Origin of the sequence: Streptomyces sp. NPDC053076 (assembly GCF_044546845.1) — a bacterium.
Taxonomy (GTDB): domain Bacteria; phylum Actinomycetota; class Actinomycetes; order Streptomycetales; family Streptomycetaceae; genus Streptomyces.
In genome coordinates this window covers 457,517-482,238 of the sequence record NZ_JBITZL010000007.1, presented here as the reverse complement: position 1 = coordinate 482,238, position 24,722 = coordinate 457,517, and the positions used below count along the sequence as shown (strand labels likewise).

Annotated in this window: 26 protein-coding genes; 12 read left to right on the top strand and 14 right to left on the bottom strand. The window is 69.6% G+C overall.

Features of this window, described 5'->3' with window-relative positions:
• Positions 1-338 precede the first annotated feature (338 nt).
• The 5 genes from ACIGYR_RS28515 to ACIGYR_RS28495 all read left to right on the top strand — a co-directional run bounded on the left by ACIGYR_RS28515 (position 339) and on the right by ACIGYR_RS28495 (position 4,243).
• A complete protein-coding gene (locus ACIGYR_RS28515) occupies positions 339-542 on the top strand; it encodes a cold-shock protein (protein WP_030224351.1) in 204 nt (67 codons plus the stop codon).
• A 180-nt stretch (positions 543-722) separates the two neighbouring features.
• Positions 723-2,213: a DEAD/DEAH box helicase gene (locus ACIGYR_RS28510; protein ID WP_391846260.1), complete on the top strand. Its 1,491-nt coding sequence runs from the start codon at positions 723-725 to the stop codon at positions 2,211-2,213.
• A 156-nt stretch (positions 2,214-2,369) separates the two neighbouring features.
• Positions 2,370-2,690, top strand: a complete 321-nt coding sequence (locus ACIGYR_RS28505) for a CBS domain-containing protein (RefSeq protein WP_399604117.1) — start codon at positions 2,370-2,372, stop codon at positions 2,688-2,690.
• Between the two features lie 85 nt (positions 2,691-2,775).
• Positions 2,776-3,090, top strand: coding sequence for an SCO5918 family protein (locus tag ACIGYR_RS28500; protein ID WP_391846258.1), 315 nt, complete (start codon positions 2,776-2,778; stop codon positions 3,088-3,090).
• A gap of 802 nt (positions 3,091-3,892) precedes the next feature.
• Positions 3,893-4,243, top strand: coding sequence for a MerR family transcriptional regulator (locus tag ACIGYR_RS28495; RefSeq protein ID WP_391846256.1), 351 nt, complete (start codon positions 3,893-3,895; stop codon positions 4,241-4,243).
• A gap of 157 nt (positions 4,244-4,400) precedes the next feature.
• Here ACIGYR_RS28495 and ACIGYR_RS28490 read toward each other — a convergent pair whose 3' ends face one another.
• The 6 genes from ACIGYR_RS28490 to ACIGYR_RS28465 form a co-directional block, all read right to left on the bottom strand.
• Positions 4,401-5,708: an aspartate aminotransferase family protein gene (locus tag ACIGYR_RS28490; RefSeq protein WP_399603312.1), complete on the bottom strand. Its 1,308-nt coding sequence runs from the start codon at positions 5,706-5,708 to the stop codon at positions 4,401-4,403.
• A gap of 19 nt (positions 5,709-5,727) precedes the next feature.
• Positions 5,728-6,750: a ketoacyl-ACP synthase III family protein gene (locus tag ACIGYR_RS28485; protein WP_399603315.1), complete on the bottom strand. Its 1,023-nt coding sequence runs from the start codon at positions 6,748-6,750 to the stop codon at positions 5,728-5,730.
• A 72-nt stretch (positions 6,751-6,822) separates the two neighbouring features.
• The gene (locus ACIGYR_RS28480) at positions 6,823-8,406 is read right to left on the bottom strand and encodes an amino acid adenylation domain-containing protein (RefSeq protein ID WP_399603318.1); all 1,584 of its coding nucleotides are present in this window, start codon (positions 8,404-8,406) and stop codon (positions 6,823-6,825) included.
• Positions 8,399-9,157: a thioesterase II family protein gene (locus ACIGYR_RS28475; protein WP_399603321.1), complete on the bottom strand. Its 759-nt coding sequence runs from the start codon at positions 9,155-9,157 to the stop codon at positions 8,399-8,401. Before ACIGYR_RS28475 ends, ACIGYR_RS28480 begins: the two co-directional genes overlap by 8 nt.
• Before the next feature lie 9 nt (positions 9,158-9,166).
• Positions 9,167-9,442 (bottom strand): phosphopantetheine-binding protein, encoded by a 276-nt coding sequence (locus tag ACIGYR_RS28470; protein WP_391846247.1) that lies wholly within the window; start codon positions 9,440-9,442, stop codon positions 9,167-9,169.
• Between the two features lie 12 nt (positions 9,443-9,454).
• On the bottom strand, positions 9,455-10,402 hold the full coding sequence (locus tag ACIGYR_RS28465) for a chlorinating enzyme (protein WP_391846245.1): 948 nt from the start codon (positions 10,400-10,402) through the stop codon (positions 9,455-9,457).
• A gap of 923 nt (positions 10,403-11,325) precedes the next feature.
• Between ACIGYR_RS28465 and ACIGYR_RS28460 the strand changes: the two genes are divergently transcribed.
• The 3 genes from ACIGYR_RS28460 (at position 11,326) to ACIGYR_RS28450 (ending at position 12,801) form a co-directional block, all read left to right on the top strand.
• Entirely contained in the window at positions 11,326-11,664 is a 339-nt protein-coding gene (locus tag ACIGYR_RS28460; protein WP_399603325.1) for a MerR family transcriptional regulator, read from the top strand.
• Positions 11,665-11,895: 231 nt separating this feature from the next.
• Positions 11,896-12,099, top strand: a complete 204-nt coding sequence (locus ACIGYR_RS28455; RefSeq protein ID WP_069779708.1) for a cold-shock protein — start codon at positions 11,896-11,898, stop codon at positions 12,097-12,099.
• 366 nt (positions 12,100-12,465) lie between these two features.
• Complete coding sequence (locus ACIGYR_RS28450; protein ID WP_399604119.1) at positions 12,466-12,801, top strand: CBS domain-containing protein; 336 nt, start codon at positions 12,466-12,468, stop codon at positions 12,799-12,801.
• A gap of 45 nt (positions 12,802-12,846) precedes the next feature.
• Here ACIGYR_RS28450 and ACIGYR_RS28445 read toward each other — a convergent pair whose 3' ends face one another.
• The 3 genes from ACIGYR_RS28445 to ACIGYR_RS28435 all read right to left on the bottom strand — a co-directional run bounded on the left by ACIGYR_RS28445 (position 12,847) and on the right by ACIGYR_RS28435 (position 16,271).
• Positions 12,847-14,208: an aminopeptidase C gene (locus ACIGYR_RS28445; protein WP_399603330.1), complete on the bottom strand. Its 1,362-nt coding sequence runs from the start codon at positions 14,206-14,208 to the stop codon at positions 12,847-12,849.
• Positions 14,209-14,320: 112 nt separating this feature from the next.
• Complete coding sequence (locus ACIGYR_RS28440; RefSeq protein WP_399603332.1) at positions 14,321-15,604, bottom strand: hypothetical protein; 1,284 nt, start codon at positions 15,602-15,604, stop codon at positions 14,321-14,323.
• 169 nt (positions 15,605-15,773) lie between these two features.
• Positions 15,774-16,271, bottom strand: coding sequence for a SigE family RNA polymerase sigma factor (locus ACIGYR_RS28435; protein WP_399603334.1), 498 nt, complete (start codon positions 16,269-16,271; stop codon positions 15,774-15,776).
• Positions 16,272-16,609: 338 nt separating this feature from the next.
• On the opposite strand from ACIGYR_RS28435, the gene ctaD reads away from it, so the two are divergent.
• Both ctaD and ACIGYR_RS28425 read left to right on the top strand, forming a co-directional pair.
• Entirely contained in the window at positions 16,610-18,334 is a 1,725-nt protein-coding gene (gene ctaD / locus ACIGYR_RS28430) for a cytochrome c oxidase subunit I (protein ID WP_399603336.1), read from the top strand.
• A 26-nt stretch (positions 18,335-18,360) separates the two neighbouring features.
• On the top strand, positions 18,361-18,681 hold the full coding sequence (locus tag ACIGYR_RS28425) for a cytochrome C oxidase subunit I (protein WP_399603339.1): 321 nt from the start codon (positions 18,361-18,363) through the stop codon (positions 18,679-18,681).
• A gap of 10 nt (positions 18,682-18,691) precedes the next feature.
• Here the strand turns inward: ACIGYR_RS28425 and ACIGYR_RS28420 are convergent, their stop codons facing one another.
• Together ACIGYR_RS28420 and ACIGYR_RS28415 are read right to left on the bottom strand one after the other, a co-directional pair.
• Positions 18,692-20,029 (bottom strand): M64 family metallopeptidase, encoded by a 1,338-nt coding sequence (locus ACIGYR_RS28420; protein WP_399603342.1) that lies wholly within the window; start codon positions 20,027-20,029, stop codon positions 18,692-18,694.
• A 145-nt stretch (positions 20,030-20,174) separates the two neighbouring features.
• The gene (locus ACIGYR_RS28415; protein WP_399603344.1) at positions 20,175-21,170 is read right to left on the bottom strand and encodes a L,D-transpeptidase; all 996 of its coding nucleotides are present in this window, start codon (positions 21,168-21,170) and stop codon (positions 20,175-20,177) included.
• Positions 21,171-21,333: 163 nt separating this feature from the next.
• Here ACIGYR_RS28415 and ACIGYR_RS28410 point away from each other — a divergent pair, with 163 nt between their 5' ends.
• Together ACIGYR_RS28410 and ACIGYR_RS28405 are read left to right on the top strand one after the other, a co-directional pair.
• Positions 21,334-21,852: a SigE family RNA polymerase sigma factor gene (locus ACIGYR_RS28410; protein ID WP_399603346.1), complete on the top strand. Its 519-nt coding sequence runs from the start codon at positions 21,334-21,336 to the stop codon at positions 21,850-21,852.
• Entirely contained in the window at positions 21,842-22,531 is a 690-nt protein-coding gene (locus ACIGYR_RS28405; protein ID WP_399603348.1) for a L,D-transpeptidase, read from the top strand. The genes ACIGYR_RS28410 and ACIGYR_RS28405 overlap by 11 nt, the downstream gene beginning before the upstream one ends.
• A gap of 115 nt (positions 22,532-22,646) precedes the next feature.
• On the opposite strand, the gene ACIGYR_RS28400 is transcribed toward ACIGYR_RS28405, so the two are convergent.
• From ACIGYR_RS28400 to ACIGYR_RS28390, 3 genes are all read right to left on the bottom strand, one after another.
• Positions 22,647-23,594, bottom strand: a complete 948-nt coding sequence (locus ACIGYR_RS28400) for an MIP/aquaporin family protein (protein ID WP_399603350.1) — start codon at positions 23,592-23,594, stop codon at positions 22,647-22,649.
• 91 nt (positions 23,595-23,685) lie between these two features.
• Complete coding sequence (locus ACIGYR_RS28395; protein WP_399603353.1) at positions 23,686-23,910, bottom strand: hypothetical protein; 225 nt, start codon at positions 23,908-23,910, stop codon at positions 23,686-23,688.
• A gap of 111 nt (positions 23,911-24,021) precedes the next feature.
• A complete protein-coding gene (locus tag ACIGYR_RS28390; RefSeq protein WP_391846222.1) occupies positions 24,022-24,687 on the bottom strand; it encodes an SDR family NAD(P)-dependent oxidoreductase in 666 nt (221 codons plus the stop codon).
• Between the last annotated feature and the right edge of the window lie 35 nt (positions 24,688-24,722).

Genomic DNA, 24,722 nt, shown 5'->3' with positions numbered 1-24,722 from the left:
TTTCGTCGGCATCTCGTCCGCCGAGGACTCCGGCGGCCGTGGACGAGCCGTCGTCGGAGGTCACAGCGCTGTGAGCGGAGACGCTCGGCGGCGACACCGCGGCCCGGGAGACAATATCTGTGGTCGCAACGTAAGAAATCGACGCGGCGCACGAGGAATATTCCTGAGGCGACAGGCGGGGCGTATTTACTTATCGGGCGGCGGCGATATCGGCGTGCTACTGTCGACGTCAGTTGCAGTTGTGGTTGCCAGAAGATTTTTCCGACGGCTGATCATCACGGCGACACGGAATCCGCACAGGGCGGCATTCCTGACACCGTCTCCGAAGGAGAAATAAAATGGCTACTGGCACTGTGAAGTGGTTCAACGCGGAAAAGGGCTTCGGCTTCATCGAGCAGGACGGCGGCGGCGCCGACGTCTTCGCCCACTACTCGAACATCGCCGCCCAGGGCTTCCGTGAGCTGCAGGAAGGCCAGAAGGTGTCGTTCGACATCGCGCAGGGGCAGAAGGGCCCGACCGCCGAGAACATCGTTCCCGCCTGACGCACCGGCGCTGACGCATACTTCGCCGCCGGAGCCCGCACCTTGGGGTGCGGGCTCCGGCTCGCTTTATTTTCAGGGTAGTTCAACCCTGTCATTTCCGGCTCGTTCTCGCGATTCTCTGCGCCGCTCAATTCGCTGCGGAATTTCCTTGATACGTGCCCACGTCGAGGAAGGTTCCGCATGGACCGCGCCCGCACCACTCGCGCACGCACGACCCGCACATACGACCGCTTCGGAGGAAGCTCCGCCGCAGGCCGCTCCGGCGCTCCGCGCCGTTCCGGCGGTTACGGAAACCGCCAGGCCCCGCAGGGCGAGTTCGCGCTGCCGAAGACGGTCACACCGGCGTTGCCCGCTGTCGCGTCGTTCGCCGATCTCGGCATGCCGGCGCCCTTGCTGACCACGCTCGGCCAGGAAGGCGTGACCGTACCGTTCCCGATCCAGGGGGCGACCCTGCCGAACTCGCTGGCCGGCCGTGACGTACTCGGCCGCGGTCGCACCGGGTCGGGCAAGACCCTCGCCTTCGGCCTCGCCGTACTGGCCCGTACGGCGGGCCGCCGCGCGGAGCCGCGCCGGCCGCTGGCCCTGGTCCTCGTCCCCACCCGTGAGCTGGCCCAGCAGGTCACCGACGCGCTCGCGCCCTACGCCCGCTCCGTACGCCTGCGGATCGCCACCGTCGTCGGCGGCATGTCCATCGGCAGGCAGGCCGGGGCGCTGCGCGGAGGTGCGGAGGTGGTCGTCGCGACGCCCGGTCGCCTCAAGGACCTCATCGACCGGGGCGACTGCCTGCTCGCCGACGTCGGCATCACGGTTCTCGACGAGGCCGACCAGATGACCGACATGGGCTTCATGCCCCAGGTCACCGCCCTGCTCGACCAGGTGCGCCCCGAGGGCCAGCGACTGCTCTTCTCAGCCACCCTGGACCGCAACGTCGACCTGCTGGTCCGCCGCTACCTGACCGACCCGGTGGTGCACTCCGTCGACCCGTCGGCCGGTGCCGTCACCACGATGGAGCACCACGTACTCCACGTGCGCGACGCGGACAAGCACCGCACGACCACCGAGATCGCGGCCCGGGACGGCCGGGTCATCATGTTCCTGGACACCAAGCACGCCGTGGACCGGCTGACCGAGCACCTGCTGAACAGCGGTGTCCGCGCCGCGGCCCTGCACGGTGGCAGGTCCCAGCCGCAGCGCACCCGGACCCTGGCGCAGTTCAAGGACGGTCACGTCACGGTCCTGGTGGCCACCAACGTCGCGGCCCGCGGCATCCACGTCGACAGCCTCGACCTGGTCGTCAACGTGGATCCGCCCAGCGACCACAAGGACTACCTGCACCGTGGCGGCCGTACGGCCCGCGCCGGCGAGTCCGGCAGCGTCGTCACCCTCGTGACGCCCGACCAGCGCCGCGGCATGAGCCGGCTGATGGCTTCGGCCGGCATCACCCCGCACATCACACCGGTGCGCTCGGGCGAGGCGGAACTGAGCCGCATCACCGGCGCCCAGGCTCCCTCCGGCGTCCCGGTGGTCATCACCGCGCCGGTCGTGGAACGCCCCCGCCGCGCGTCCTCGCCGTCCCGGAGCCGCCGGGGCCGCACCGGCCAGGGCCGACCCGTCGGCGCGGGGGTGCGTCGCAGGGCACAGCTGCGGCCCGGCAACGAATCGGCTGCCTGAGCCCGGCGCGGTGCCCGGGCCGATGCCCGGGCACCGCGGTCTCCCCGGGACCGCCCGGTCACCGAACCGACCAGCCCTTACCGCAGGAGGCACCCCTTGACGTCGATCCGGACGCAGTACTCCATGCCGGACCCCGCCCCCCAGACGCAGTACCGCATGCCGGACCCGGCCCCCGTGACCGTGGCCGACGACATCGAAGCGTACGGGCCCCGGGTGTGGGACGACATGACCGTCGAGGTGGCGCTGGCCGTCATGGCGGGCGCCCGTGTCGAGTACCTGACGGTGTGCGACGGGGACGACCGGAGCACAAACTTGATCACTCTGGTCCGGCTCGCCGTTCTCCGCGACAGTCCCACGTACACGGACCGGATCCGTCTGCGGGACGTCCTCGAAGGATCGCTGCCCTCGCCCGGCGCCGGTCCCGGCGCCATCGGTGAGTACGGCCGAGTCGCGGGCGTCCCCGCTCTCTGCCACTGATCCGCCTCGCCCCTCTGCCGCTGACCCGCCTCGCCGCGGACAGCCCCGTTTCCTTCCCCCCGCGACTTCTCCCCTGGGAGGCATCATGCGCTGCGTCATCGCCCGGTACCCGTTCGACCTGACCAAGACGGGGGTGCTGGCCACGATGAAGGGCGTCAGGCCCGAGATCGTCACGGGAGAGTCCGTGACCATCGGGCGCCGCCGCTACCCCGTCAAGCAGGTGGGCCAGGTCATCACGCGCCAGGACCGCCGTGACTTCACCGCCGGCGAGGTCACCCGGGCCATGGCCCGCCTCGGGTTCATCTGCCACGACGGCCCCGAGGCGGCGCCCATGGGTGTTCCGACCGCGCTTGGGACCGCGTCGGCACTGCTCGGCGGAGCCGGCCCCGTGAACGTATGAGGACGGGCGGGAAACCGCCCTCAGGATCCCGGTGGGGGCCTTGCCGACGCGCGTCGGCAAGGCCCCCATCGCTGTGTCGTCATCCGCGTGGAAACTCTGGCCGTGCAACGGGGCGCAGACGGCGTCGCACCGGTCGAAGTGGCTGAGACCGCGCACGGTCCATGAACGCCGGCACGCCGCCACGCCGCCACGCCCGACGGCTCACGGCTCACGGCTCACGGCTCACGGCTCACGGCTCACGGCTCACGGCTCACGAGGGCCAAGCCGCAGGTGGCAGGTTTCTTCCTCCCCCAGAAAGGTGAAATCTGCCTTTGCCAGAGTAGACATTCGCCCCTGGCGTGGTTACGCTTCAACTCGTAGAGACGGTCGAACGCGACCCGCCAGACACGAACTGGCGGGTGGATGAAACGAAGTTCGCAGGTCAGTGCGGCTCTCGAGCCTCGAAGCCAAAGTGTTCCCAGGACGGTGACGAGACTGGGAGCCGCACTGGGCGGCTCGCACGTCGAGGAGCTGCCGACAGCAGTACCGGTTCCCACAGTGGTTGGTTCAGAGAGGAATGGAGGAGCAGACGCCATCAGGATCGCCCGGCCCGAGAAGCACTCGGCCCGGGTACCGCAAGACCCCGGAATGGATGGTGGTCCCCGGTCACGCAGCTGCGATCCCCCGCTCCCCCCTGTCGGGCCGGGTAGCGGAAACAGAAGGTCGGCACAGCAGTAAGGCCGACAGATGGTGTTGAATTTCCTTCGGGGCCCTGGTGCCGTACGGCGCCAGGGCCCCTCGACGCGTTGCACAGCGAGGTGACATGACAGCGGACAACCCTCTTGGTGATCGTCTGGACGACGACGACTACCCCGCCTACACGATGGGCCGGGCAGCCGAGATGCTCGGCGCCACCCCGGGCTTCCTCCGAGCCATCGGCGAGGCTCGGCTGATCACCCCCCTCCGCTCGGAGGGAGGACATCGCCGGTACTCCCGCTACCAACTGCGGATCGCCGCCCGCGCCCGCGAGCTCGTGGACAGGGGCACTCCGATCGAAGCCGCCTGCCGCATCGTCATCCTTGAGGATCAGCTGGAGGAGGCTCAGCGCATCAACGAGGAGTACCGCCGTGCCGCGAGTGAGGCGGCGGGCAGTTCCGGTACCGGCTCCGGCTGATCACGCGGGCGGGCCGTATCCACCCACACCGTGAGGAAATGGCCACCCTCGCCGGCATCACCGTGGGCCACTCGTCCTCGTCGAACGCGTCAGCCACCAGCCTGTGCACCTCCGGCAGCCGACCGCGCCGCTCCACTGTCCTGTTCGCGGAAACTCCCTAGGCGACGGCCGGCCGGAGACCGGACACGACGCTCGCGAATTTCCGCGCCGCGAACTCCGCCTCCTCCGTGGTCATCGTCAGGGGAGGCATCAGCACGACGGTGTCGGGCGTGTAGTGGACCAGCACGCCTTCCCGCCGGCACGCCGCCTCCAGGTACCGGCGGTCCTGCATCGAGAGCGGACTGCCGTCGTGATCCACCAGGTCGATCGCCACATATGCGCCGACAGCCCGGACACCCCCGAACGCGGGTACCCCATCGAGCAGGCCGTTCAGCCGGTCGCACAGGAGCCGGCCGAGTGCCCGGCCGTTGGCCACCAGGTCCTCCGATGTGTACGCCCGGATCGCGGCGAGCGCCGCGGCGCAGGCCACCGGGTGGCCGTCCGTGGTCGACGCGTGAGCGAACACGGTGCTGCCGGTGTCGAACGCCTGGTGGATCCGGTCGCTCGCCAGGACCGCCCCGAGCGCCGCGTAGCCGGCGGTGATGCCCTTCGCAAGGCACATGATGTCCGGCGAGACCCCGGATATGTCGGCCGCGAACATTTCCCCCATCCGCCCGAACCCCGTGAACGCCTCATCGAAGATCAGGAGAATGTTGTTCTTCGTGCAGTATTCACGTGCGGCTCGAATGTACGGGTCAGGGAGTGGCTGTCCGTTCCGTCCCTTGACCGGCTCGAGTATCAGCGCCGCGATGCGCTCCGGCCCCAGCGCGTCCAGTTGCTCCGCGAGTTCCGTACCCGCTTCGTCGGCCGGCTCCGGAAGGTGGCAGAAGCCGTCCGGCATCGGACCGAAGAGCCAGTGCATGATGCGCTGCCCGCTCGCCGCCATGGCTGCCATCGGGCTGCCGTGGTAACTGTCGCGCAGACCTACGATGAGACGCTTGTCCGGCCGACCCGTGTTCCGGTGATAGGAGCGGGCCATCAGTATCGCGCTCTCGACCGCTGCGCCGCCGGTATGGCAGAACCGCACCCGGCTGAGGCCGGAAGGGGCGATCTCGGTGAGTGCCCGCGCCAGTTCGACGACCACAGGAGCCGGCAGTTCCCACCGGACCATGCAGACATAGGGCAGCTCGCGTGCCTGACGGCACATCGCTTCCACGATGTCGGTCCTGCCGTAACCGAGCATCATGTTGCCGACCCCCGCGCGGGCGTCGAGGGCGCGATGTCCCGCTGCGTCGATCAGCCAGGACCCCTCGCCCTTGACCCAGATGTCCTGGGGTCCGTGCTGGTCGAGAATCGCTGACGTGGGAACAGTCCCGTGCCAGAGGGGATATGTCGCAGGATCCCATGTACTCGGCGTCGTGGCCATGATCTCCCCGGTTTCCGCGTTACTTCACGGGCGCCTGGACCACGGCACACGTGAAGGTGTATCCGCCGGATCCCTGGATGAGCATCCCGTATTCGCCCGGGTTGAGGCTGTCCTCGATGTCCGCCAGGTTCCCGAGGAGGTCTCCGGCGCCGAGGCACCCGGTGCCGCATTCGAGGTAGCGGGGGTTTCCTCCGATGACCTCGCTGATGGCGGGCTTGAACATGCCCTCGCGCATCGTCCGGCTGAGACGCGGTAGCGCGATGCAGCTGAGATCCTTGGGTTCGATGTTCGCTGCGCGCAGAGACCGCAGGACGAAGTCGTGCAGCTTCGGAACGGCGATCTTGACCATTCGCGCTGCCGCACCGGATTCCCTGAACACCTTGTTGGCGCGCCGGAGGTCGATCGGAGTGCCGTGCCCCAGCGGTACGGAGGTGAACTCGTCATCGCCGCGCATCTGGACTTCCCACTCGGTGTCCGTCAGCATCTCCAGCGAAAGCAGGTGGAGGAAGTCGCTGCCCTCTCCGGTCCGGCCGAGCAGGACCGCGGTCGCCGAGTCCGAGTAGGCCGCATCGTCGTCACTCGCCCATCGGTTGAATCCCGGAGGGCAGAACCGGTCGGCAGTCGTGACGAGGGCCGCGCTCGCGTCAGGTGTGGCGACCAGCCACTTCGCCGCGAGGTGCAGCGCTACGGCGCCACCGTTGCAGAGTTGCTGAACGTTGACGGGCAGCGCGTCGATGATCCCGGCCTGATAAGCGATGTAGTGCGCCGGCGACCACATGTCAAAGCCCTGGTGGTAACTGAAGGAATGAACCACGCAGCCAATGGAAGCCGGCTCGATTCCGCTTGCCTCCAGAGCGTTCCCCGCGGCCAGCACAGCCATCTGCGGCGGCGCTATGTCGTCCGGAGCGACATACAGTTCCGAGACACCGATGCGTTCGAAATCGGCTGCGTTCAGCTCACCCTCAGCGGGGCCTTCTTTTCCTGGCGGAAGCCAGAGGTTCGCCGCCTTGATGCTCAGCCCGGTCGCTGTCACTGGATCCATGCCCTTCTGTCGTCTTCATTCAGGATTCCCGCAGGTCAAGCACGTGCGCTCGGTGCCCGAACACCGCACCGGTCACTGCGACTCAGCAGCCGCCTGGTCATTCCGTCGGGACAGGAGCACCCTTCGGTCCACCTTGCCCGAGCCCGTCAGCGGCAGGCTGTCGCACACATGGATTTCCCCGGGCAGCATGTAGCTGGGAACTTTCTTGACGAGGTGGTCGTGGCACGCCTGGGGCGTACACGCCTCGTCGGCCGGCACCACGAACGCCACCACGACCTTCTCGCCGGACTCCTTCTCACTCGTGGTGACGTAGCTTTGCTTGACGTGCGGCACCTCGTTCATGAAGTGCGCGATCTCTCCGAGCTCGATCCGGAAACCATTGACCTTCACCTGGTCGTCCAGGCGTCCCTGGAAGACGACATTGCCATCCTCCCGGACATACCCGCGGTCGCCGGTGTGGTAGAGCCTTACCTTTTCGCCGTCGATGTCGTACTCGACATACTTCTCTGCCGTCAGCTCATGCATTCCCAGATAGCCCGGCGAGAGACCAGGTCCCGCCAGGCACACCTCTCCGGCCTCGCCCGGGGCGCACAGCGCACCGTCGCGGACGACGTACAGGGTCGTGTTCTGGATGGGCAGGCCGATCGGCAACGCGGGCTCACCCTCGACGGAACCGCGCACGGGGTAATACGTGGCGAAGACCGAACACTCGGTCGGCCCGTAGACACTGACGACCTTGTCGTCCCCGTAATGTTTGCGCGCCCGCTCGATATGCCGCAGGGAATGCGCCTCGCCACCCGTGAGAATGGTCTGCACGCTATCGAGCGTGCCGGGGGCCTCATCCACAATCACATTGAAGAGCGCCGTCGTCACGAAAACGGCCGTGACGCCATTCTGCTGTACGACCCGCTTCAGCTCCGACAACCGCACGTGGTCCGACGGGTAGAGCACGCATGTCCCGCCGTTCAGCAACGCTCCCCAGATCTCGAACACCGCGGCATCGAAGAATATCGACGCAAGCTGCGGAATGACGGAGTTCTCGTCGAGGGCAACGAAACAGGCATGGGAAACGAGGCGGACGACGCCCTGATGCCGGATCGGCACGCCCTTGGGGGATCCTGTGGATCCGGACGTGAAGACGATGTAGGCGATGGAGTCCGGCTGGACCCGCAGGGAAGGGTTCTTCTCGTCCTCGTGCAGCGCGGACAGGTCGACGGGCACCACCCGCATGCGCCCGAAACGGACCGTCATCTCGTCGGACGCGTCGGTCAGCAGCGCTGCGCAGCCCGCCTGGCCGAAGATCCCGTGGAGGCGTTCATCCGGCCAGGTGCGGTCGAACGGCAGGTACGTGGCGCCGCACTTGATGATCGCCAGCATCGCGACGATCATCTCCGGCGAGCGCTTGACGCTCAGCCCCACGACATGGCCGGGGTTCACCCCGGCCGCGCGGAGCCGCACGCTCAGGCTGTTCGCCAGGCCGTTGAGCTCACGGTACGTGAGCCTGCGCTCCCGATGGACGACCGCGACGGCGTCCGGACGACGGCCGGCAACACCCTCGAAGAGTTCCTTCAAGCTCTCCGCCGGATAGCCGGCATCAGTCCTGTTGATCCGCTGATGAATAGATAGAGCCTCTTTCGAAAGGGCAATCTTATCCATTCACATTCCCCAGACGTGTGTTGACGATTCTTGTTACGTACTCTGGGTGGCTGTCCACGAAGAAATGTCCGCCAGGAACGTCGATCAGTTCGCAAGACCGCTCGGTGAACTTCTGCCAGCCGCGCATCGTCGCCCAGCCGTCGATCGGATCATCCGGGCTGTACAGGGCAGTGATGGGAACATCTACGCCAGAAGCGTGGCGGTGGTCCCATATCTCGGCAAGCCGAATCTCGCTTCGCACCGTCGGCAGGACCAGGCGCAGCAGCCTCTCGTGTTCGAAGAGCTCCGCCGGCGTGCCACCCATCTTCTCCACCGCACCCCGGAAGTCACTCTCCGTCATCTGGTGCATGTACGGCCGCCGCTGCGGCGTGTCCGGGCTCCGGCAGCCGGAGACGAACAGCCGGCTCGTCCTTCCCGGGTACTCCGCCGAAGCCAGATGAGACAGCTCGTACGCCAGCCGTCCACCGAAACTGTGACCATAGAAGGCGTGGCGGCGGTTCAGGTACGGCGACAGTGCCTCGAAGACGTCGTCCACCAGGGGCTGCCACCGGTCGTAGCGAGCTTCCTTGAGACGGCGTCCCCGGCCAGGCAATATCACGCACAACAACTCGATGTCGTCCGCGATCCCGTCGCACCAGCCACGGAACGTCTCGGGGCTCCCACCCGCGTAAGGGAAGCAGAACAACGTGCTGGCAGGCTCTGCCACCGCCGCCTTGAGGGTCATCACCCACTTGCCGTCCGATGCCGCCACGCCGACCCTCTAGTCCGACACCGCGTCAGCGTGTTTGCCGTTCCGCTGGATGCTGGCCACGATCTCCACGAGCCGGCTGTCGGTGAACAGTTCGTCCGCGGGAAGCGAGTCGTCGCCGAACTCTCGTTCGGCCCGCTCGATCAGCTTCACCGCGGTGAGCGACGTGCCTCCGGCTTCGAAGAAGTCGTCCTCGCCGCCCGTCACCCGCAGACCGAGCTGCTTGCACTCGTCGACGACCCAGGCCAGCAGTGTGTCCGGTGCCATTCGGTTGTCCGTCTCGCTCATTTGCCATCTCTCCTAGTGCACGGGGAATCGGAAACCATTGACAGTGGTCTCAACAAAGCGATTGTGGCCGTAGCGGTCCTCGCCGGACGTCAGCACACAGCCATATTTCTTGAGGCTTGCCCGCGCTCCGAATTCCAGGAGCTCGTCGGAGTACGGGTAGACCTGGACCTGTGTCGGAAGGTAGCGAGAGGCGAAGCCAAGCCGCATCTGATCGGTTTCGCCGCTGTGCGGATGAGATGCGTGCATGAGCGTCGACCAGAAGAGGATGAACTGCCCCTGGCGCATGACCTGGGAGACGGCCTTGGACTCGTCGGGGCTCCAGTCCGGGTCCTTCTGCAGCTGCCGGTAGTCGTAACCGAAGAGCCCGCGCTTCACACCGTCCTTCTCCACCTGGTTGATGATCTCCGGGTTGTATTCCATGATCTTTGATTCGTCATAGTTCATCGACGTGTGAGTGCCCGGGATGAACTGAAGGCAGCCATTCTTGACCGATGCCTCCGTGAAGGCGGTCCAGGCCGTTATGGTGCCGCCGAACTCCGCGTCCTCCGGCCACACGATGTGCGGGTGCTTCGCCCCGTCGACGCTGGAGAAGTTGTCCGCCTGGTGCCAGTCCGTTCCCTCGTCACCCGGGTACTTCGGGAAGAGTTCGGTACGCCAGCAGAGGGTGTCCGGACCGAGGATGCTCGACACCCTGTCCACGATCTCCGGCCTGGCGATGTGCTCGGCGAGGAAGTCGACGTCGAGATGGCGGTCATAGCTGGCCGCCAGGTTCGTGTTGCCGGATTCCGTCTGCCCCTCGCTGTATATGGACGTCTTGGTCCTGAGCAGCTTCGGCCTGAGCGCCTTGAGATGCCCTTCCATCTCGTCTTCGGTGTAGAGATCGAAAGGACCGATGTAGCCATCACGAGCGAACTTCTCGAGCTCTTCGGCGGTCAGCGCGAACGTTTTCGTACGAGCCATGATTTCTCCTTGGTCCTAATCGCGCCCGAAGACATCACTTGGAGCGGCATAAGGTTGGATACCGCGGCCGCCGGCGACTCGGTGGCCGAAGCACCGGAAAATAAGACGAAGAACCGAGAAAAAAGCTACCCGCGGAATAGTTCATGGACAACCCCTATCGGAAACCCCTATCGGCAACCCCTATTCAGTGGCCGGGACCCCCTGATGAGCCAGCACCCGGCTGTCGACCGAACGGGAATCGCTCCGGGCGCGGAGCCGTGCCACCGCGCGCCACACGCCACGGCGCCCCGCTCCCGCCGGGTGTCGGCGAGCACGGGGCGCTGGGTTGTGGGGCTCCAGGGACCGGTGGCGAGAAGACGGCCTCGAGGGCGCTGGTTCCGGCGCACGCACGCTGATCGTGAGCCGGCCGGGCCGCGGGCTTGCCGGCCGACGGCAGGCGGACGGGCGCTGAAGACCACGGCAGGCGGGTGCTGAAGGCCGCGGTGGAAAACGCGAGGACCGGCTGACGCGGTCCGCTCCGAGCACTGCCGCCCGAACGAGCCCTGCCGCACGGCCTGTGACAGCCGAGCGGCAGAGTGGGGGACGGACGCACGGAATGCGGGCTGCCTGTCCGAACCCACGCGGCACGGCCGCTCTCCACCGCACAGGTCACCATTGGGCATGCGTTCAAACGCGCGGCGGGTGGGGGTGCGCCCCGCCGCATCGCCGTGTCGTCGCGTCGTCGCCCGGTAAGGCACGCCGAGGTGGGCCCCGCCGGAGGGGCGCTGGTGTCAGGAGACGCGGGAAAACCTGTCCCGGGCACTCCACATCTCCGGGTGTGCCGGCGATAGGGTTGTGACACCAGAACAGAGGGTGCCGATTCTTCGGTGCACGGGTGTCGCGCCCGCCCGGATCCCTCGCCGCGTCTCCCCAGCGAAGGTGCTATGCCCGCCGAGAACCCTCACGTCGCCGGCCACCTCGACGACGACGACTATCCCGCCTACACCATGGGACGGGCGGCCGACGTTCTCGGCACCACCCCGGGCTTCCTGCGGGCCGTCGGCGAGGCCGAGCTGATCACCCCGCTGCGCTCGGAAGGCGGACATCGCCGTTACTCCCGCCGCCAGCTGCGCATCGCCGCCCGCGTCCGTGAACTCGTCGACCAGGGGACCCCCGTCGAGGCCGCGTGCCGCATCGTCTCCCTGGAGGAGCGGCTCGGCGACGCGCTGCGGCTGAACGAGGAAATGCACCGTAAGCTGGTTGAGTGCGGGCTGAATATCTAGTACCGCCGGTGCAGAAATCCCCTCTCGGTCGGCCGAGGGGTGCTGCGACACTTTCCAGGTGCCTGCATTTTTTCCCCGACCTGTGTTAGCGTGATAGCAGTTGCAGTTTTGGTTACCAGAGACTTGTTTCTTTGCAAAGCTTTCCGGTTTCTTTTCCGGAGGGGTGATCATCGCGGCGACTCGGTTCCGTAAAGTGCGGAATCCGGCACTGCCCCTCAAGGGAGATTAACTATGGCATCTGGCACCGTGAAGTGGTTCAACGCGGAAAAGGGCTTCGGCTTCATCGAGCAGGACGGCGGCGGCGCTGACGTGTTCGCCCACTACTCGAACATCGCCACCCAGGGCTTCCGCGAGCTTCAGGAAGGCCAGAAGGTTACCTTCGACGTCACGCAGGGCCAGAAGGGCCCGCAGGCCGAGAACATCGTTCCCGCCTGACACCGACGCGAATCGTCGCGAGCCCCAGGGCTCGCGCATCACGTGGCTGGGGCCCGCACTCTCGGGGTGCGGGCCCCAGCCGCGTTTTCGCTTCCACTCGGCTCCTTCCTCCGAGTCCCCGAGCGATTCCGTACTGCCGCAGGCACTCCCCGACACTCGTCAGGTCGAGTCCCGGCAGTCCAGGCCATCTGTCACCGGCCCCACCGCGCCCGGCGAAGAGACACCACCGTCGTCCTCGAAGAGGAGAAGCCTTTGACGTCGTTTCCGTCCTGCTCCCCGCAGGTGTCGTCCCGCCCCCGACAGGTCCCGTCCCGCGCGCACCCGACCGGGAGGGTCTACAGCACCGGTCTGACCGCCCGTGACGTCATGCATGCCCCCGGGCCACAGGTGGACGAGCACATGACGGTCGACGTCGCCCTGTCCGTCCTCATCGGCGCCCGCGTTGCGCATCTGCTGCTCCAGGACGAGGACGGCCGGTGCACGGGTCTGGTGACCCGGGCGCAGCTCGCTGCGCACCGCGGCGGCCACTGGTACACCGACCGGACCCGGGTGCGGGACATCCCGCTCGACCGCGGCCCGTTCACCTCGTCCGCGACCATCCTCGACGACGCGGAAGCCGCCATGCGGATCCGGACGCTGGACGTTTCCCCCGTCGTCGACGACCAGGGGTACGCCTTGGGCGTCCTCGCTCTCCCCAGCTGACCGTCGCCCGTCCGACAGGGCGGTCGTCCGGGTGGCTCCTCGTCCTCAGCCGGCGAGAGCGCCCATCGGGTCCCAGGCGGGGAGGACGATCGGAGGGCGGTCGAGGGCGGTGGCCAGGTCCGCGGGCAGGGCGGAGCGGCGGACCGCGATCTCGAAGACGTGCTCGCCGAACCACGAGTCGTTCATGGTCCAGAAGCCCTTGTCGGCCTTCTCCTCACCCCAGCTGTTCTCCACCCGCCAGCGGCGCGGGCCGCCGTCCACCACGTCGACACCGGTGAACAGCATCGCGTGGGTCATCTGCGTGTCGTGGTGCAGCAGCCGGTCGGCCTTGTCCATGGTGAAGGGGGCGTCGTAGACGGCGGCGTAGTCGTAGAGCCCGGCGTCCCAGACGCCGGCGTCCGCGCGCATCATCTTGGCGACGTCACAGCCGAACCACACCGGCTCCCCGCCGACGATCGTGTCCATGGCCAGCCGCTTCAGCAGCTCCATCGGCACGTTCAGGTAGACCACCGGCGGGGCGTCCACGACGTTGCCCAGGTACTCGACGGTGAAGGTGCGGCCGACCGGGCTCGACTCGCGGGGGTCGTGCACCAGGCAGACGTACTCGTCCAGCGGGAGCCGCACGTACGAGGCGGCGAACTCCGCCGGGGTGAGCCAGCCGTCGCGGTGGAACTGCTTGTCCTTGTCCTCCCACTGCCACAGGAACCGCCGCGGCGGAGTGCCGAGGTGGATGCTGAGCACCCGGTGGACGGCGGCCAGTACCTCCCGCTTGCGCTCCCGCTGGGCACCGGCTCCCTCCCCGGCCAGCCCGCGCAGGTCGCGTGCCCCCTGGCGGAGCAGGGTCTGCAGGGAGCGGTTCATCGCCCTCGTCGCGGAGGAGCTGTCGGTCTCCGGCATCGCCGACTTCGGTACCAGGCCGTGCTTGGCGACCAGGGCCACGAACATGTTCCACTGGCCGCCGTCACCGATCGGGTCCGCCAGCAGATGCGCGACCGTACGGTCGTCCACCTCCCGGTCCGAGGTGTCGATGACCGCCTCGAGGAAGTGGTTCGCACGCTCGAACTTGTCCCACCAGAGCAGGTAGTTCTGGGAGAACTCGAAGTCCCGCACGCCCAGTTCGCGCGCGGCGCCGACCCGGAGCAGGTTGAGCCCGGCGAACATCCAGCAGCGTCCGCTCTGCTTCTGGTCGGTGGCCTTCCAGTCGTCCAGGTGGTGGGAGACCGAGTGGTCGATGCCGGTGAGGATCCGCCGGTCCAGGGCGACATCGTCCACCGGGGTCTGGGTGACCGCGTTCTGCATCAGCCGGTTCGCGGGACGGGACGCGAACTCCTTCTCGAACGACTCCAGCTGATCCGGGGTCAGGCTGCGGTCCATGGCGGGGCGGGAGTCGTCGTTTCCGAAGGGCACAGCGGTTTGCCTCCAGTTTCCCCATGCTTCCCGGGACGAGCGCGTTCTCACCGTCGCACGGCCGTTCAGCCGGAGTCAACGGAGTCGGCGCCACCCCGCGGGCTCCGGCGGCTCAGTCCGTGAAGAACCGCTTGTCGAGCGCGATGCCCAGCAGCCGGTCCATGCCCAGCGCGGGCCGGGAGCGGGTCACCGGGGCGCTCTCGGCGAAGGAGTTGACCTCCCGGGCCACCACCCGCCGGCCGTCCGGGTACAGGGTGTCGACCAGCCACACCTGGGCCGAGCCGCCCTTCTCCGACGTTCCCCGGACCTTCTTGACCCGGGTGCCGTCGTCCAGCGTCGTGGCCTCGCAGTGACCGGTGACACCGGCGCACCCCATGTGCCCGGCCAGGTCGGTGGTCATGCCGTACTGCACGTCGACCTCCACCATGTTCTTCCCGTGGCCGTCGTCGTACACGAGCTGCACCAGCCCGTCAGCGGCGTTCTCGTCGGAGACGGTCCCGCCCCGGGGCAGGTGTGCCTTCAGTACCTGGCTCAGCCGTGTGCCGGGTGCGTGCTGCCGGCCGGAGGAGGCGGCGGTCGTGGGAGTCGGCTCCGGCGCCGGCAGCGCGGCGATCGCCTTCTCCCACGCCGGGCTGCGCACGATCGAGGTCAGCTGGGCGATGGACAGCGGCGGATCGGTGTCATCGGCCGACGCCTTCTCGCCGCCTCCGCCGAACTCCTGCACCGTCAGCTGGGCGCCTTCGGCGGTGGTGAGCACCACGTACCAGCGCTTCTGGCCGGTGTCGCCGTTGGGGTAGGTGAACGACTTGGTGGTGTTGAGCACCGCCCCGCCGGGGAGCTTCTCGGTGGTGCACTTGTCGTAGGGGCGCACCTCCACCGGCAGACAGCCGCCGTCGCCCTGCTGTTCGCCGGGGATTCGGGGGTCCAGCCGGGCGAGGGTGATGTCGATGCCGGAGGAACCCCGCGCGGTGGTGTAGGTCAGCTCGGCCGCGGGCCGGACGCCGGGGCCGCCGTCCTGGGTGCCCGTGCCCGAGGCCGCGGAGACGGTACCGCCCGGCGGCAGCAGGCTCTTGAGTGTGCGGACCATCTCCTCGCCGCTGACCGGCGAGGCCGCCCGGGGGGCCGGCTGCTCGGTGGCACGGCCCCGGGTGGCGGTCCGCAGCTGATCGGTGGTGCCGTCGCCTTGGCCGCCGAGGGCGCCCGTGGCCAGCAGGCCGCCTCCCGCGGTGACCACCGCGGCAGCCGCGGCGGTGATCCGGGCGGCGGCGAACAGCCGCATACGTCGGCCCCGGCCGACGGAACGCCGTACCAGGTCGGCGGAGTGGGGCGGGAACTCGACCGTGGCCCGGCTCATGGCGCGGGCCACCCGGGCCTCGAACTCCTCGTCGAGGGACATGGCGGGTCTCCGTTCTTCTGGGATCGGCCGCGGCGCCGAGCACCGTCGGGCCACGCTCGTCATACGGTCAGGTCGGGCCGAGTCGGCTCATCCGGTCGGGGCGGCGGACTCGGCCTCGTACGGTCAGGTCGGCCGGCCCTGTCCGTGCGGTCAGGCCGGCCGGCGCCGTTCATGCGGTCAGGTCGGCCAACTCGGTGCCCAGCAGGGCGCGCAGCCGTTGCAGGGCGCGCATGCTCCGGGCCCGGACGGCGCCCGGCGACTGCTTCAGTACCCGGGCGGTCTCCTCCACCGAGCGGTCCTCCCAGTAGCGCAGCACCAGCACGGCGCGGTCCTTGGCCGTCAGCTGCGCCAGGCCGTCCAGCAAGGCCATCCGCAGTTCCGCGTCCGGTGCCGGTCCGGCGGCGTCGGGCAGCCGGTCGCTGGGGCGCTCGGTGGAGCTGCGGCGGCGACGCTGGGAGATGTAGGTGCGCACCAGCACGGTGTTGGCGTACGCCACGGGGGATTCCGCGCGGTTGATCCGCCGCCAGGACCGGTACATCTTGGCGAGGGTCTCCTGCACCAGGTCCTCGGCGAGGTGCCAGTCGCCCGTGAGCAGGCAGGCGGTCCGGAACAACGGACCGCTGCGGGCGACTGCGAACTCCAGGTAGTCCGCGGGTGCTTCCCTCACCGTGTGTCCTCTCGTGGTCGACGTCACCTCTTGCACGCGGTGGGGGTCCCTGCGCGTTACGGCCTTCGGCGACCGATTCTCGCGGGCGGCACTTCCGGCGGTGTCCACCGCTCCCGCGGCCGGGGAGGGCCACGACGGCCGGACCCCTCGCCTCCCGCGGCACGAGGCAGGGCGGCCGGCCGTGCTGTGCCCCGCTTCGCTGCTCCGTCCGGGTGCATCCGTCATCCGGACGGCCGCGCGTCGGCCGCTCAGGCTGTCGGGGCCGCCCTCGCACGGTGAGGATGGCGGATGACTGACGTGGCGCGGGCGCACGGCGAGCATCGGGAGACGGACGACTGGTGAGCATCCTCAACGAACCCCAGGACGGTGCCGAGGCAGCCGAGGACTCGTACGAGAGCGAGCTGCCGGTCCGGCGCAAACAGCCCGGCAATGTCGTGGTGAAGTGGCTGACGACCACCGACCACAAGACGATCGGCACGCTCTATCTGTCGACGTCGTTCGGGTTCTTCCTGTTCGGCGGAGTGATGGCGCTGATCATGCGCGCCGAGCTGGCCCGGCCGGGCATCCAGATGATCTCGAACGAGCAGTACAACCAGCTGTTCACGATGCACGGCACCGTGATGCTGCTGATGTTCGCGACCCCGCTGTTCGCCGGGTTCACGAACTGGATCATGCCGTTGCAGATCGGTGCGCCCGACGTGGCGTTCCCGCGGCTGAACATGTTCGCCTACTGGCTGTACCTGTTCGGCTCGCTCATCGCGGTGGGCGGTTTCCTCACCCCGGACGGCGCGGCCGACTTCGGCTGGTTCGCCTACACCCCGCTGTCCTCGGCCATGCGCACCCCGGGTCCCGGGGGCGACATGTGGGTCATGGGTCTGGCCTTCTCCGGCTTCGGCACCATCCTCGGCGCGGTCAACTTCATCACCACGATCATCTGCATGCGCGCCCCGGGCATGACCATGTTCCGCATGCCGATCTTCACCTGGAACGTGCTGCTGACCGGTGTGCTGGTCCTGCTGGCCTTCCCGTGCCTGGCCGCGGCGCTGTTCGCCCTGGAGGCGGACCGGCAGTTCGGCGCCCACGTGTATGACGCGGCCAACGGCGGGCCCCTGTTGTGGCAACACCTCTTCTGGTTCTTCGGCCATCCCGAGGTGTACATCATCGCCCTGCCGTTCTTCGGGATCGTCACAGAGATCATCCCGGTCTTCGCCCGCAAGCCGATCTTCGGCTACATGGGCCTGGTCGCCGCGACCATCGCGATCGCGGGTCTGTCGGTGACGGTGTGGGCGCACCACATGTACGTCACCGGTGGGGTGCTGCTGCCGTTCTTCTCCTTCATGACGTTTTTGATCGCCGTCCCGACCGGCGTGAAGTTCTTCAACTGGATCGGCACGATGTGGAAGGGCTCGTTGTCCTTCGAGACGCCGATGCTGTGGGCCGCCGGCTTCCTCGTGACGTTCCTCTTCGGTGGCCTGACCGGTGTCATCCTGGCCTCGCCCCCGATGGACTTCCACGTCTCCGACTCGTACTTCGTGGTCGCCCACTTCCACTACGTGGTCTTCGGCACGGTCGTGTTCGCGATGTTCGCCGGCTTCCACTTCTGGTGGCCCAAGTTCACGGGCAAGATGCTGGACGAGCGGCTCGGCAAGATCACCTTCTGGACGCTCTTCGTCGGGTTCCACACCACCTTCCTGGTGCAGCACTGGCTGGGCGCCGAGGGCATGCCGCGCCGGTACGTCGACTATCTGGCGAGCGACGGATTCACCGCCCTGAACACGCTCTCGACCATCGGTTCCTTCCTGCTCGGTCTGTCGATGCTGCCGTTCCTGTACAACGTGTGGAAGACGGCCAAGTACGGCGAGCGGGTCGGCGTGGACGACCCGTGGGGCTTCGGCCGCTCGCTGGAGTGGGCGACCTCCTGCCCGCCGCCCCGGCACAACTTCGTCACCCTGCCGCGGGTGCGCAGCGAGTCCCCGGCGTTCGACCTGCACCACCCGGACATCGCGATGCAGGAATTCGAGGCTCACGGGTTCCCGGCCGCGACCGACCGAGGGCACGGGTGAGCGGTCCGCCCCAGCAGGGAGCCGGAGTGGGCGGCGACCTCGGCAACGAGGTGGAGGGCTACCTGCTGTGGCAGGCCCGGATCGCCGAGGCGGAGCGGCGTGCGCGGGAGTTCACGGAGCCCCTGGAATGGCTGACGACGGCGCAGCGCGAGGAGATCGAGCGGAGGTACGTCGCCGACGGTCTGCGGCGGGCCAGGGCGGACCTGGAACGCGTCGCGGCCCGGTGCGTGTCGCTGCGGGCCGAGTACGAGCACCGGTACGAGGTGTTGCGGCGGCGCTGCGTGGGCGTGGTGGTCGCGGTGTGCGCCGGCTTCACCGCCGTGGCCACGCTGCTGCTGGTGCTGTGACGACGGTGGGTCACCGTACGGTCCAGGTGAGCGAGTCGGTGGCCTGAGCGCGCAGGGCCGGGTCGCGCAGGGCCGCGGTCCGGTCGGTCACGGTCGCGGTGATCCGGTGGCCGTGGCCGCGGACGCCCAGCGCGTGGGGGGTCGTCGTCCGGGCGCCGGCCGCCCACGGGACCTGCCTGCCGTCGACGTACCAGGTGAGGCGGAGGTCGGCGAGGCCGCTCAGCGGGGCGAGGCGCACCGTGATCGCCCGGCTCGGGCGGACGGGGCGTGCGGTGGGGACGGAGGAAGTCAGCGCGTCCGCGTCGGCGTAGAAGCCGGCGATCATCGCTTCGCGTCCGACGACGTTGAACTCGGGCGATTCCAGGCTGCGCATGAGGGACGTGGCGGTCGGGCGGTGGATGCCGGTCTCGTAGTAGCCGCCGCCCTCGTACGTGCCGACGACCGATCCGGTCGGGTCCTGGACCCCGGCCCAGCGGCGCCACTTGGCCTCGGCCGGGTCGCGGTGGAGGGTGAGGTTGGCCGCGGCGGGCTCCTCGGGGGAGGGGTAGGCGCCGTAGCCCGGGTACTGGTACTCGTCGGCCAGGCCGCCTATGGAGTGGCCGAGTTCATGGGCCCCTATGAGGTACGAGCGTTCGTTGCCGGACGACATCGTGGCCACGCCGTGGAAGGGGGAGCCCGGCGGCAGGTCGGGGGCGGAGTAGCCGGCGCCGCCGTACTTGGCGGAGTGGGCGACGACGAAGACGACGTCGGCGTCCGGGGCCAGGGCGGCGTACCGCGTGACCGCGCCGGTGTCGACGCACAGCAGGCGTTCGAGGCCGTCGCAGAAGAAGGAGGAGCCCAGCGCGGTGTCCTTCACGTCGTCGGCCGTCGGGTCGCCGGAGACGCCGGACTCGGTGGAGACGGCGTTCACCAGCCAGACGTTGAAGAGCCCGCGGTAGCTCCGGTAGGGCTCGATGCCGAAGATCGCGTCCAGTTTCTCCTCGGCGTCCGCGGCGAACTCGTCCTGCTCGTCGGCGGTGTAGCCGTCCCCCATCACCACGAGGTCGAGCCGCGCGGACACCGGCCCGGTGCGCTGGAGGGGCCGCACCGCCGGTCCGGTACCCCCCGGGCCCGGCGCGCGGCGGGCCGTCCCGGCTGCCGGGGCGTCCGCCGGCGTGTCCACCGGGACGGTCACCTGCCGGGGTTCCGCCCCGGGGCCGGGGAAGTACTCGACGAGCCGGGTGCGTTCCGCGAGGGCAGCCGCCTGGGCCGGCCCCGAGTCCGCCGCGCCCACCAGCGCCGCCACGGCGAGGAGAGCGGCTCCGGCAGCGCTGATCGGACGGGTACGCGGTCCTGCGCGGTACGGCACGACACCCTCACTCAAGTAGCCGGTTAAGTTCACTTAACAGCGCGCTTAACTTAGAGGTGCCGGCGCCAACGGGCAAGAGCGAAGGGCCCGTTGATGTCGCCGGCGGGCATGTCCGGAGCCGTGCGGCGCGCAAGCCCCCCGAGTGTTACGACCGTGTCGAGGGGCCGGTGCCGCCCTTCCGGGTCGCGCTGTGGGCCAGCCATTGGGACCAGGTGAGGTTCCAGTCGCCGTAGCCGTTGCCGGCGGCGACCGTCTCCTTGGAACCGGTGACGCGGATGACGTCGCCGGGGATGACGCGCCGGTAGAACCGTTCGGCCGTGCCGTCGGTGGCGAGGCCGACACAGCCGTGGGTGACGTTGGACCGGCCGGCGTAGGTGTTCGCGTTGGGGTTCTGGTGGACGTAGGTGCCGGACGTGGTGACGTGCACGGCCCAGGCGTAGTAGCCGTGGTAGGCGTCCCCGAGACCGACGGTCTGTGAGTCCATGTAGACCCTGGGCTGCTTGTCCAGCACCACCATGGTCCCGTTCCAGGTGTCCAGGCCGGGCCGGCCGGCGGTGACCGGGATGCGGGTGGTGGGCTCGCCGTCCTGCGTGACGGTCATCGTGTGGCTGCGTACGTCGACGGTCGCGGTCAGCAAGCGGCCGACGGTGAAGTGCCGCACGGCGTGGGTGCCGACGCGCAGGGTGACGCGGGTGCCGGGCTTCCAGTAGGCCGGGGGCCGGTAGTCGACGCGCTGTCCGTCGAGCAGATCGCGGTCCTTGACCCAGCTCCAGGCGCCCGTGACCGACGGCTCGGTGCCGACGGTGAGCCAGTGCTCGACCGCCGCCCGCTGGGCCTCGGGGACCGGACGCGGGAAGGTGACGGATATCGGCATGCCCACGCCGACGGTGGCGCCCTCGCCGACATTGACCCGGGCGCCGGCGAGGGCGGCCGGCTCGGGGACGGCGGGCGCGGTCCGGCCGGGCGCGGGGGTGGTCCGGCGCGCGCCGGTTGCGGCCGGGCCGGTGGGCTCGGTGGCGGCCGACGAGGTGGTGGTGGCGCAGCCGGTCGCCGAGAGGACGATCGCGCAGGCCGCCGCGAGGGCGGCGGCGACGGAGCACAGGCGGCGCGGGCGGTGGCTGGTCGAGTCGAGCGTGGACACGGAAATCCCCCTGAGTTGTGTACGGACATCGCCTGTACGCACCGCAGGGGGCCCGGGTTGCATGCGTTCCCGGGGAAATCCGCGGTTCCCGACGGCATGGGCCGCACACCCCGGACGCCCCGTAGGATCGCCTCTCCGGAACGGGGGACACGGGGGAGACCGGATGACGGAGGAGGAGTTCGACGCCTTCTACACCGCTGCCTTCCCTCGCCTGGTGGGCCAGTTGTACGCCTTCACCGGTGATCACGCCGAGGCACAGGACGTGGTGCAGGAGGCGTTCGTCCGGGCCTGGGACCGGCGGACGTCGTTCGACGCGGCCCAGGCGCCGGAGGCGTGGATCCGCACGGTCGCCACCCGGCTCGCGGTCAGCCGCTTCCGGCGGGCCCGGCGCTGGCTGGAACTCGTCCGCAAGGACACTGCGCCGGAGCAGGCCCCGGGCCCCGGACCCGAACACGTGGCCCTGGTCGCCGCCCTGCGCGAACTGCCCCCCGCACAACGGCTGGCCGTGGTTCTCTACCACGTGTGCGACCTGAGCGTGGATCAGGTCGCCGCGGAGACCGGCTCGCCCGTCGGCACGGTCAAGGCACGTCTGGCCCGTGGCCGCGCCGCGCTCGCCCGCCATCTGTCGCCCGAGGAGGCCGAGACCGTGACCGGGACGAAGGAGGCCACCCATGCCCCATGACCCGTCGGGCCCGTCCGCGCCCGAGGAACTCTCCGACCGGCTCACGGAGGCGTTGCGCGAGGTGGCCGGCCAGGGCCGGCGCTTCGCCCCGGCCCCGGGCGCGGTCGTACGACGGCGGGCCGTGCGGCGCCGCCGTACCCGCCGGGCCGCGCTGGTGGCGGCCGGGCTCGTCGCCGCGGGCACGGCCGTCCTCGCCGGCACGGTCCTGCTGGACCCCGCCGACCGGCCGGCCCACCCGCCCGCGGCCACCGCCTCCACCACCGCTCCGGCACCGCCCCCGCCCTCCGGCGACACGACCGTCCACGACATCGCGATCGATCTGACCACCCTCGAACTGCGCGCCGGGGGACGGACGTTCCCGGTCTCCGCGCCCGGCATGAGCCACCCGTTCCGCGACGACGCGGTCGCCCGGGTCACCGAGCGGCTGCGCCACGTGCGGTTCAGCTCCGCGCCGTCGGGCGTGGTGGAGAAGCACGACTGGGTGCTGGCCTTCCTCGGCCGGCCGGGCGACCGGCACTTCCTCTACGGCGCCGGCTCCACGGTGGACGTCCCCGGCCGCCGCCCGTCCACGCTGGGGCTGATCGCTCTGCGCACCGCCGACGCCCGCTGGCTGTACGAGCACACCGTCGTCGGCGCCAAGGTCACGATCACCGGGGACGGAACGGCCTCCCCACGCTGACCCGGGCCGGCCCCGGCACCGGCGCCCGAGCCACGAGGGGAGACCGGGCCCCGGCGCGCCCCGCAGCGGTTCGGCGCGGGCCCGGGTGCCGTGCTGTCAGGGGCGCCCGCCGGGGTCACTCCTCGTCGCTGGTGTGGACCGGGGTCGAACGGCCGGGCGGGGGCGGTTCGGACATTTGGGACCGGACGATCAGGACGTCACCGATGAAGAGGTCGTAGACCAGGATGCCGATGGCGCCGCCGACCAGCGGCCCGACGATCGGGATCCACCAGTAGGCGCTGAAGGCCCCGGACACGCTCCCCGGGAACGCCAGGCTGTCCCAGCCCGCCGCGTACGTGAACAGGCGCGGTCCGAAGTCGCGGGCCGGGTTGATGGCGTAGCCCGCGTTGGCGCCGTAGGACATACCGATGGCGGCGACGGCGAACCCCACGACCAGCGGTCCGAGGTTGGCCTTCACGGCCTGGTTGCGCAGATCGATGACGGCGGCGATCAGCATGAGCAGGAAGGCCGTACCGACGATCTGGTCGACCAGCGGCCCCCAGACGCCGCCGTGGAAGTACGGGGCCGGGAAGGTCGCGAAGATGGAGAAGGTGGTGTTCGTGTGCCCGTTCACCTTCGGCCCCGGCACGGTGCGGTCGAAGGTGTTGATCGCGTCGTGGTAGACGAGGTAGACCAGCGCGGCCCCGGTGAGGGCGCCGACGACCTGCGCGAACCAGTAGGGCACGACCTTGGCCCAGGAGAACCCGCGGCGCAGGGCCATCGCCAGGGTCACCGCCGGGTTCAGGTGGGCGCCGCTGACGCCGCCGGCGACGTAGACGCCGAACACGACGGCGAAGGCCCAGCCCCAGGTGATGAGCAGCCAGTCGCCCGCCGCGAGGAAGATCGTGGTGGGGGTGGCGGCCCGGCCCGAACCGGGCAGCGCGGCCACCGCCATCGCGACCACACCGCAGCCGAAGGCGATGAGGACAAAGGTTCCGAGGAACTCCGCCAGGCACTCGCCCAGCAGCCCGCCCCGGCTCCTGAGTCGGGACGTCTTGACGAGCGCAGGGATTTCCACAGCCATGGAGGCCCCCTTTGAAGAGAGCGATGCGGCCAATATCCCCATATTGGCCCACAAAGTCACTCCCCGCAGGGTGACCGTTCCCCGCGCCCGCTCAGCCCTGCACGGGCAGGTCGGGATGCGTGCCGAGAAAGACCGGATGGGCGACCGCGGCGGCCGTACCGACCAGCGACAGCAGCCCGCCGGCGACCACCCGGCCCCGGGCCCGGCCCGCACGGTGCTCGACGACGCACCGCACCAGCCCCGCCGGGCCGGCCGGCAGCGCGACGACCGACACCAGGGCCCAGAACGGACAGCACAGCCAGCAGCCGGCGGACACCGCGCCCAGCCAGACGGAGATCTCCCGCCCCTCGCGTCACCGCCCGGACGCTTCCGTGCCCACCATGCCGGAGATCCGACCAGGGGCGGGCCGCCCCCTCCGCGGCCGGGGTCAGCTGTCGAGGTCGTCGGCGTAGTGCCGGAACCCGTGCCGTTCCCGGTGCATGGACCACAGGGTCCGCGCGAGCACGTCCGGGTCCTTGCGCGCGTGCCCCGCCGTGATCGCCCCCGGGATCACCAGCTGCGCGACATGGATCCCCTCCGCCGCCAGCCGCTCGTGCAACAGATGGCCGTACGCGCTCTCCGCGGCGAAGGCGATCGAGGTCCCGGCCCGCTCGGGGTGCGGTACGGCGGCGCTCCCGCCGTTGACGAACAGGATCGTCCCGCGCCCGAGCCGCCGCATGCCCGGCAGCACCTGCTGGACGGCGGCCACCGGTCCGTAGACGGAGAACTCGATCGGCCCCACCAGGTCCCGGGGTCCGGTGTCCAGCACCGGCCGCATGAAGTCCCGGTGCGGCACCGGGCTGTACTGCAGCACCTCGATGACCCCGAGGGCGTCGGCGAGCTCCCTCAGCGCCACGGCCAGCTGCTCCGGCCGGCGCACGTCGGCGGCGAACCCGCGGGCGGCGATCCCCTCGTCCGCGAGGCCGTCGACGATCACGTCCAGCCGGCCGCGGTCCCGGGCGACGAGTCCGACACCGAACCCCTCCCGCCCGAACCGCCGCGCGACGGCGGCCCCGAGTCCCGGCCCGGCTCCCACGATGGCGACACTGCTCATGCCCACCATCCGTACCGCACGCGCGTCCGCCTCAC

Bases quoted from the DNA above. Each gene is read 5' to 3' on its own strand.
- ACIGYR_RS28515 (WP_030224351.1), top strand. From the start codon at position 339: ATGGCTACTGGCACTGTGAAGTGGTTCAACGCGGAAAAGGGCTTCGGC.
- ACIGYR_RS28510 (WP_391846260.1), top strand. From the start codon at position 723: ATGGACCGCGCCCGCACCACTCGCGCACGCACGACCCGCACATACGAC.
- ACIGYR_RS28505 (WP_399604117.1), top strand. From the start codon at position 2,370: ATGCCGGACCCGGCCCCCGTGACCGTGGCCGACGACATCGAAGCGTAC.
- ACIGYR_RS28500 (WP_391846258.1), top strand. From the start codon at position 2,776: ATGCGCTGCGTCATCGCCCGGTACCCGTTCGACCTGACCAAGACGGGG.
- ACIGYR_RS28495 (WP_391846256.1), top strand. From the start codon at position 3,893: ATGACAGCGGACAACCCTCTTGGTGATCGTCTGGACGACGACGACTAC.
- ACIGYR_RS28490 (WP_399603312.1), bottom strand. From the start codon at position 5,708: ATGGCCACGACGCCGAGTACATGGGATCCTGCGACATATCCCCTCTGG.
- ACIGYR_RS28485 (WP_399603315.1), bottom strand. From the start codon at position 6,750: ATGGATCCAGTGACAGCGACCGGGCTGAGCATCAAGGCGGCGAACCTC.
- ACIGYR_RS28480 (WP_399603318.1), bottom strand. From the start codon at position 8,406: ATGGATAAGATTGCCCTTTCGAAAGAGGCTCTATCTATTCATCAGCGG.
- ACIGYR_RS28470 (WP_391846247.1), bottom strand. From the start codon at position 9,442: ATGAGCGAGACGGACAACCGAATGGCACCGGACACACTGCTGGCCTGG.
- ACIGYR_RS28465 (WP_391846245.1), bottom strand. From the start codon at position 10,402: ATGGCTCGTACGAAAACGTTCGCGCTGACCGCCGAAGAGCTCGAGAAG.
- ACIGYR_RS28460 (WP_399603325.1), top strand. From the start codon at position 11,326: ATGCCCGCCGAGAACCCTCACGTCGCCGGCCACCTCGACGACGACGAC.
- ACIGYR_RS28455 (WP_069779708.1), top strand. From the start codon at position 11,896: ATGGCATCTGGCACCGTGAAGTGGTTCAACGCGGAAAAGGGCTTCGGC.
- ACIGYR_RS28450 (WP_399604119.1), top strand. From the start codon at position 12,466: ATGCATGCCCCCGGGCCACAGGTGGACGAGCACATGACGGTCGACGTC.
- ACIGYR_RS28440 (WP_399603332.1), bottom strand. From the start codon at position 15,604: ATGTCCCTCGACGAGGAGTTCGAGGCCCGGGTGGCCCGCGCCATGAGC.
- ACIGYR_RS28410 (WP_399603346.1), top strand. From the start codon at position 21,334: ATGACGGAGGAGGAGTTCGACGCCTTCTACACCGCTGCCTTCCCTCGC.
- ACIGYR_RS28405 (WP_399603348.1), top strand. From the start codon at position 21,842: ATGCCCCATGACCCGTCGGGCCCGTCCGCGCCCGAGGAACTCTCCGAC.
- ACIGYR_RS28400 (WP_399603350.1), bottom strand. From the start codon at position 23,594: ATGGCTGTGGAAATCCCTGCGCTCGTCAAGACGTCCCGACTCAGGAGC.
- ACIGYR_RS28390 (WP_391846222.1), bottom strand. From the start codon at position 24,687: ATGAGCAGTGTCGCCATCGTGGGAGCCGGGCCGGGACTCGGGGCCGCC.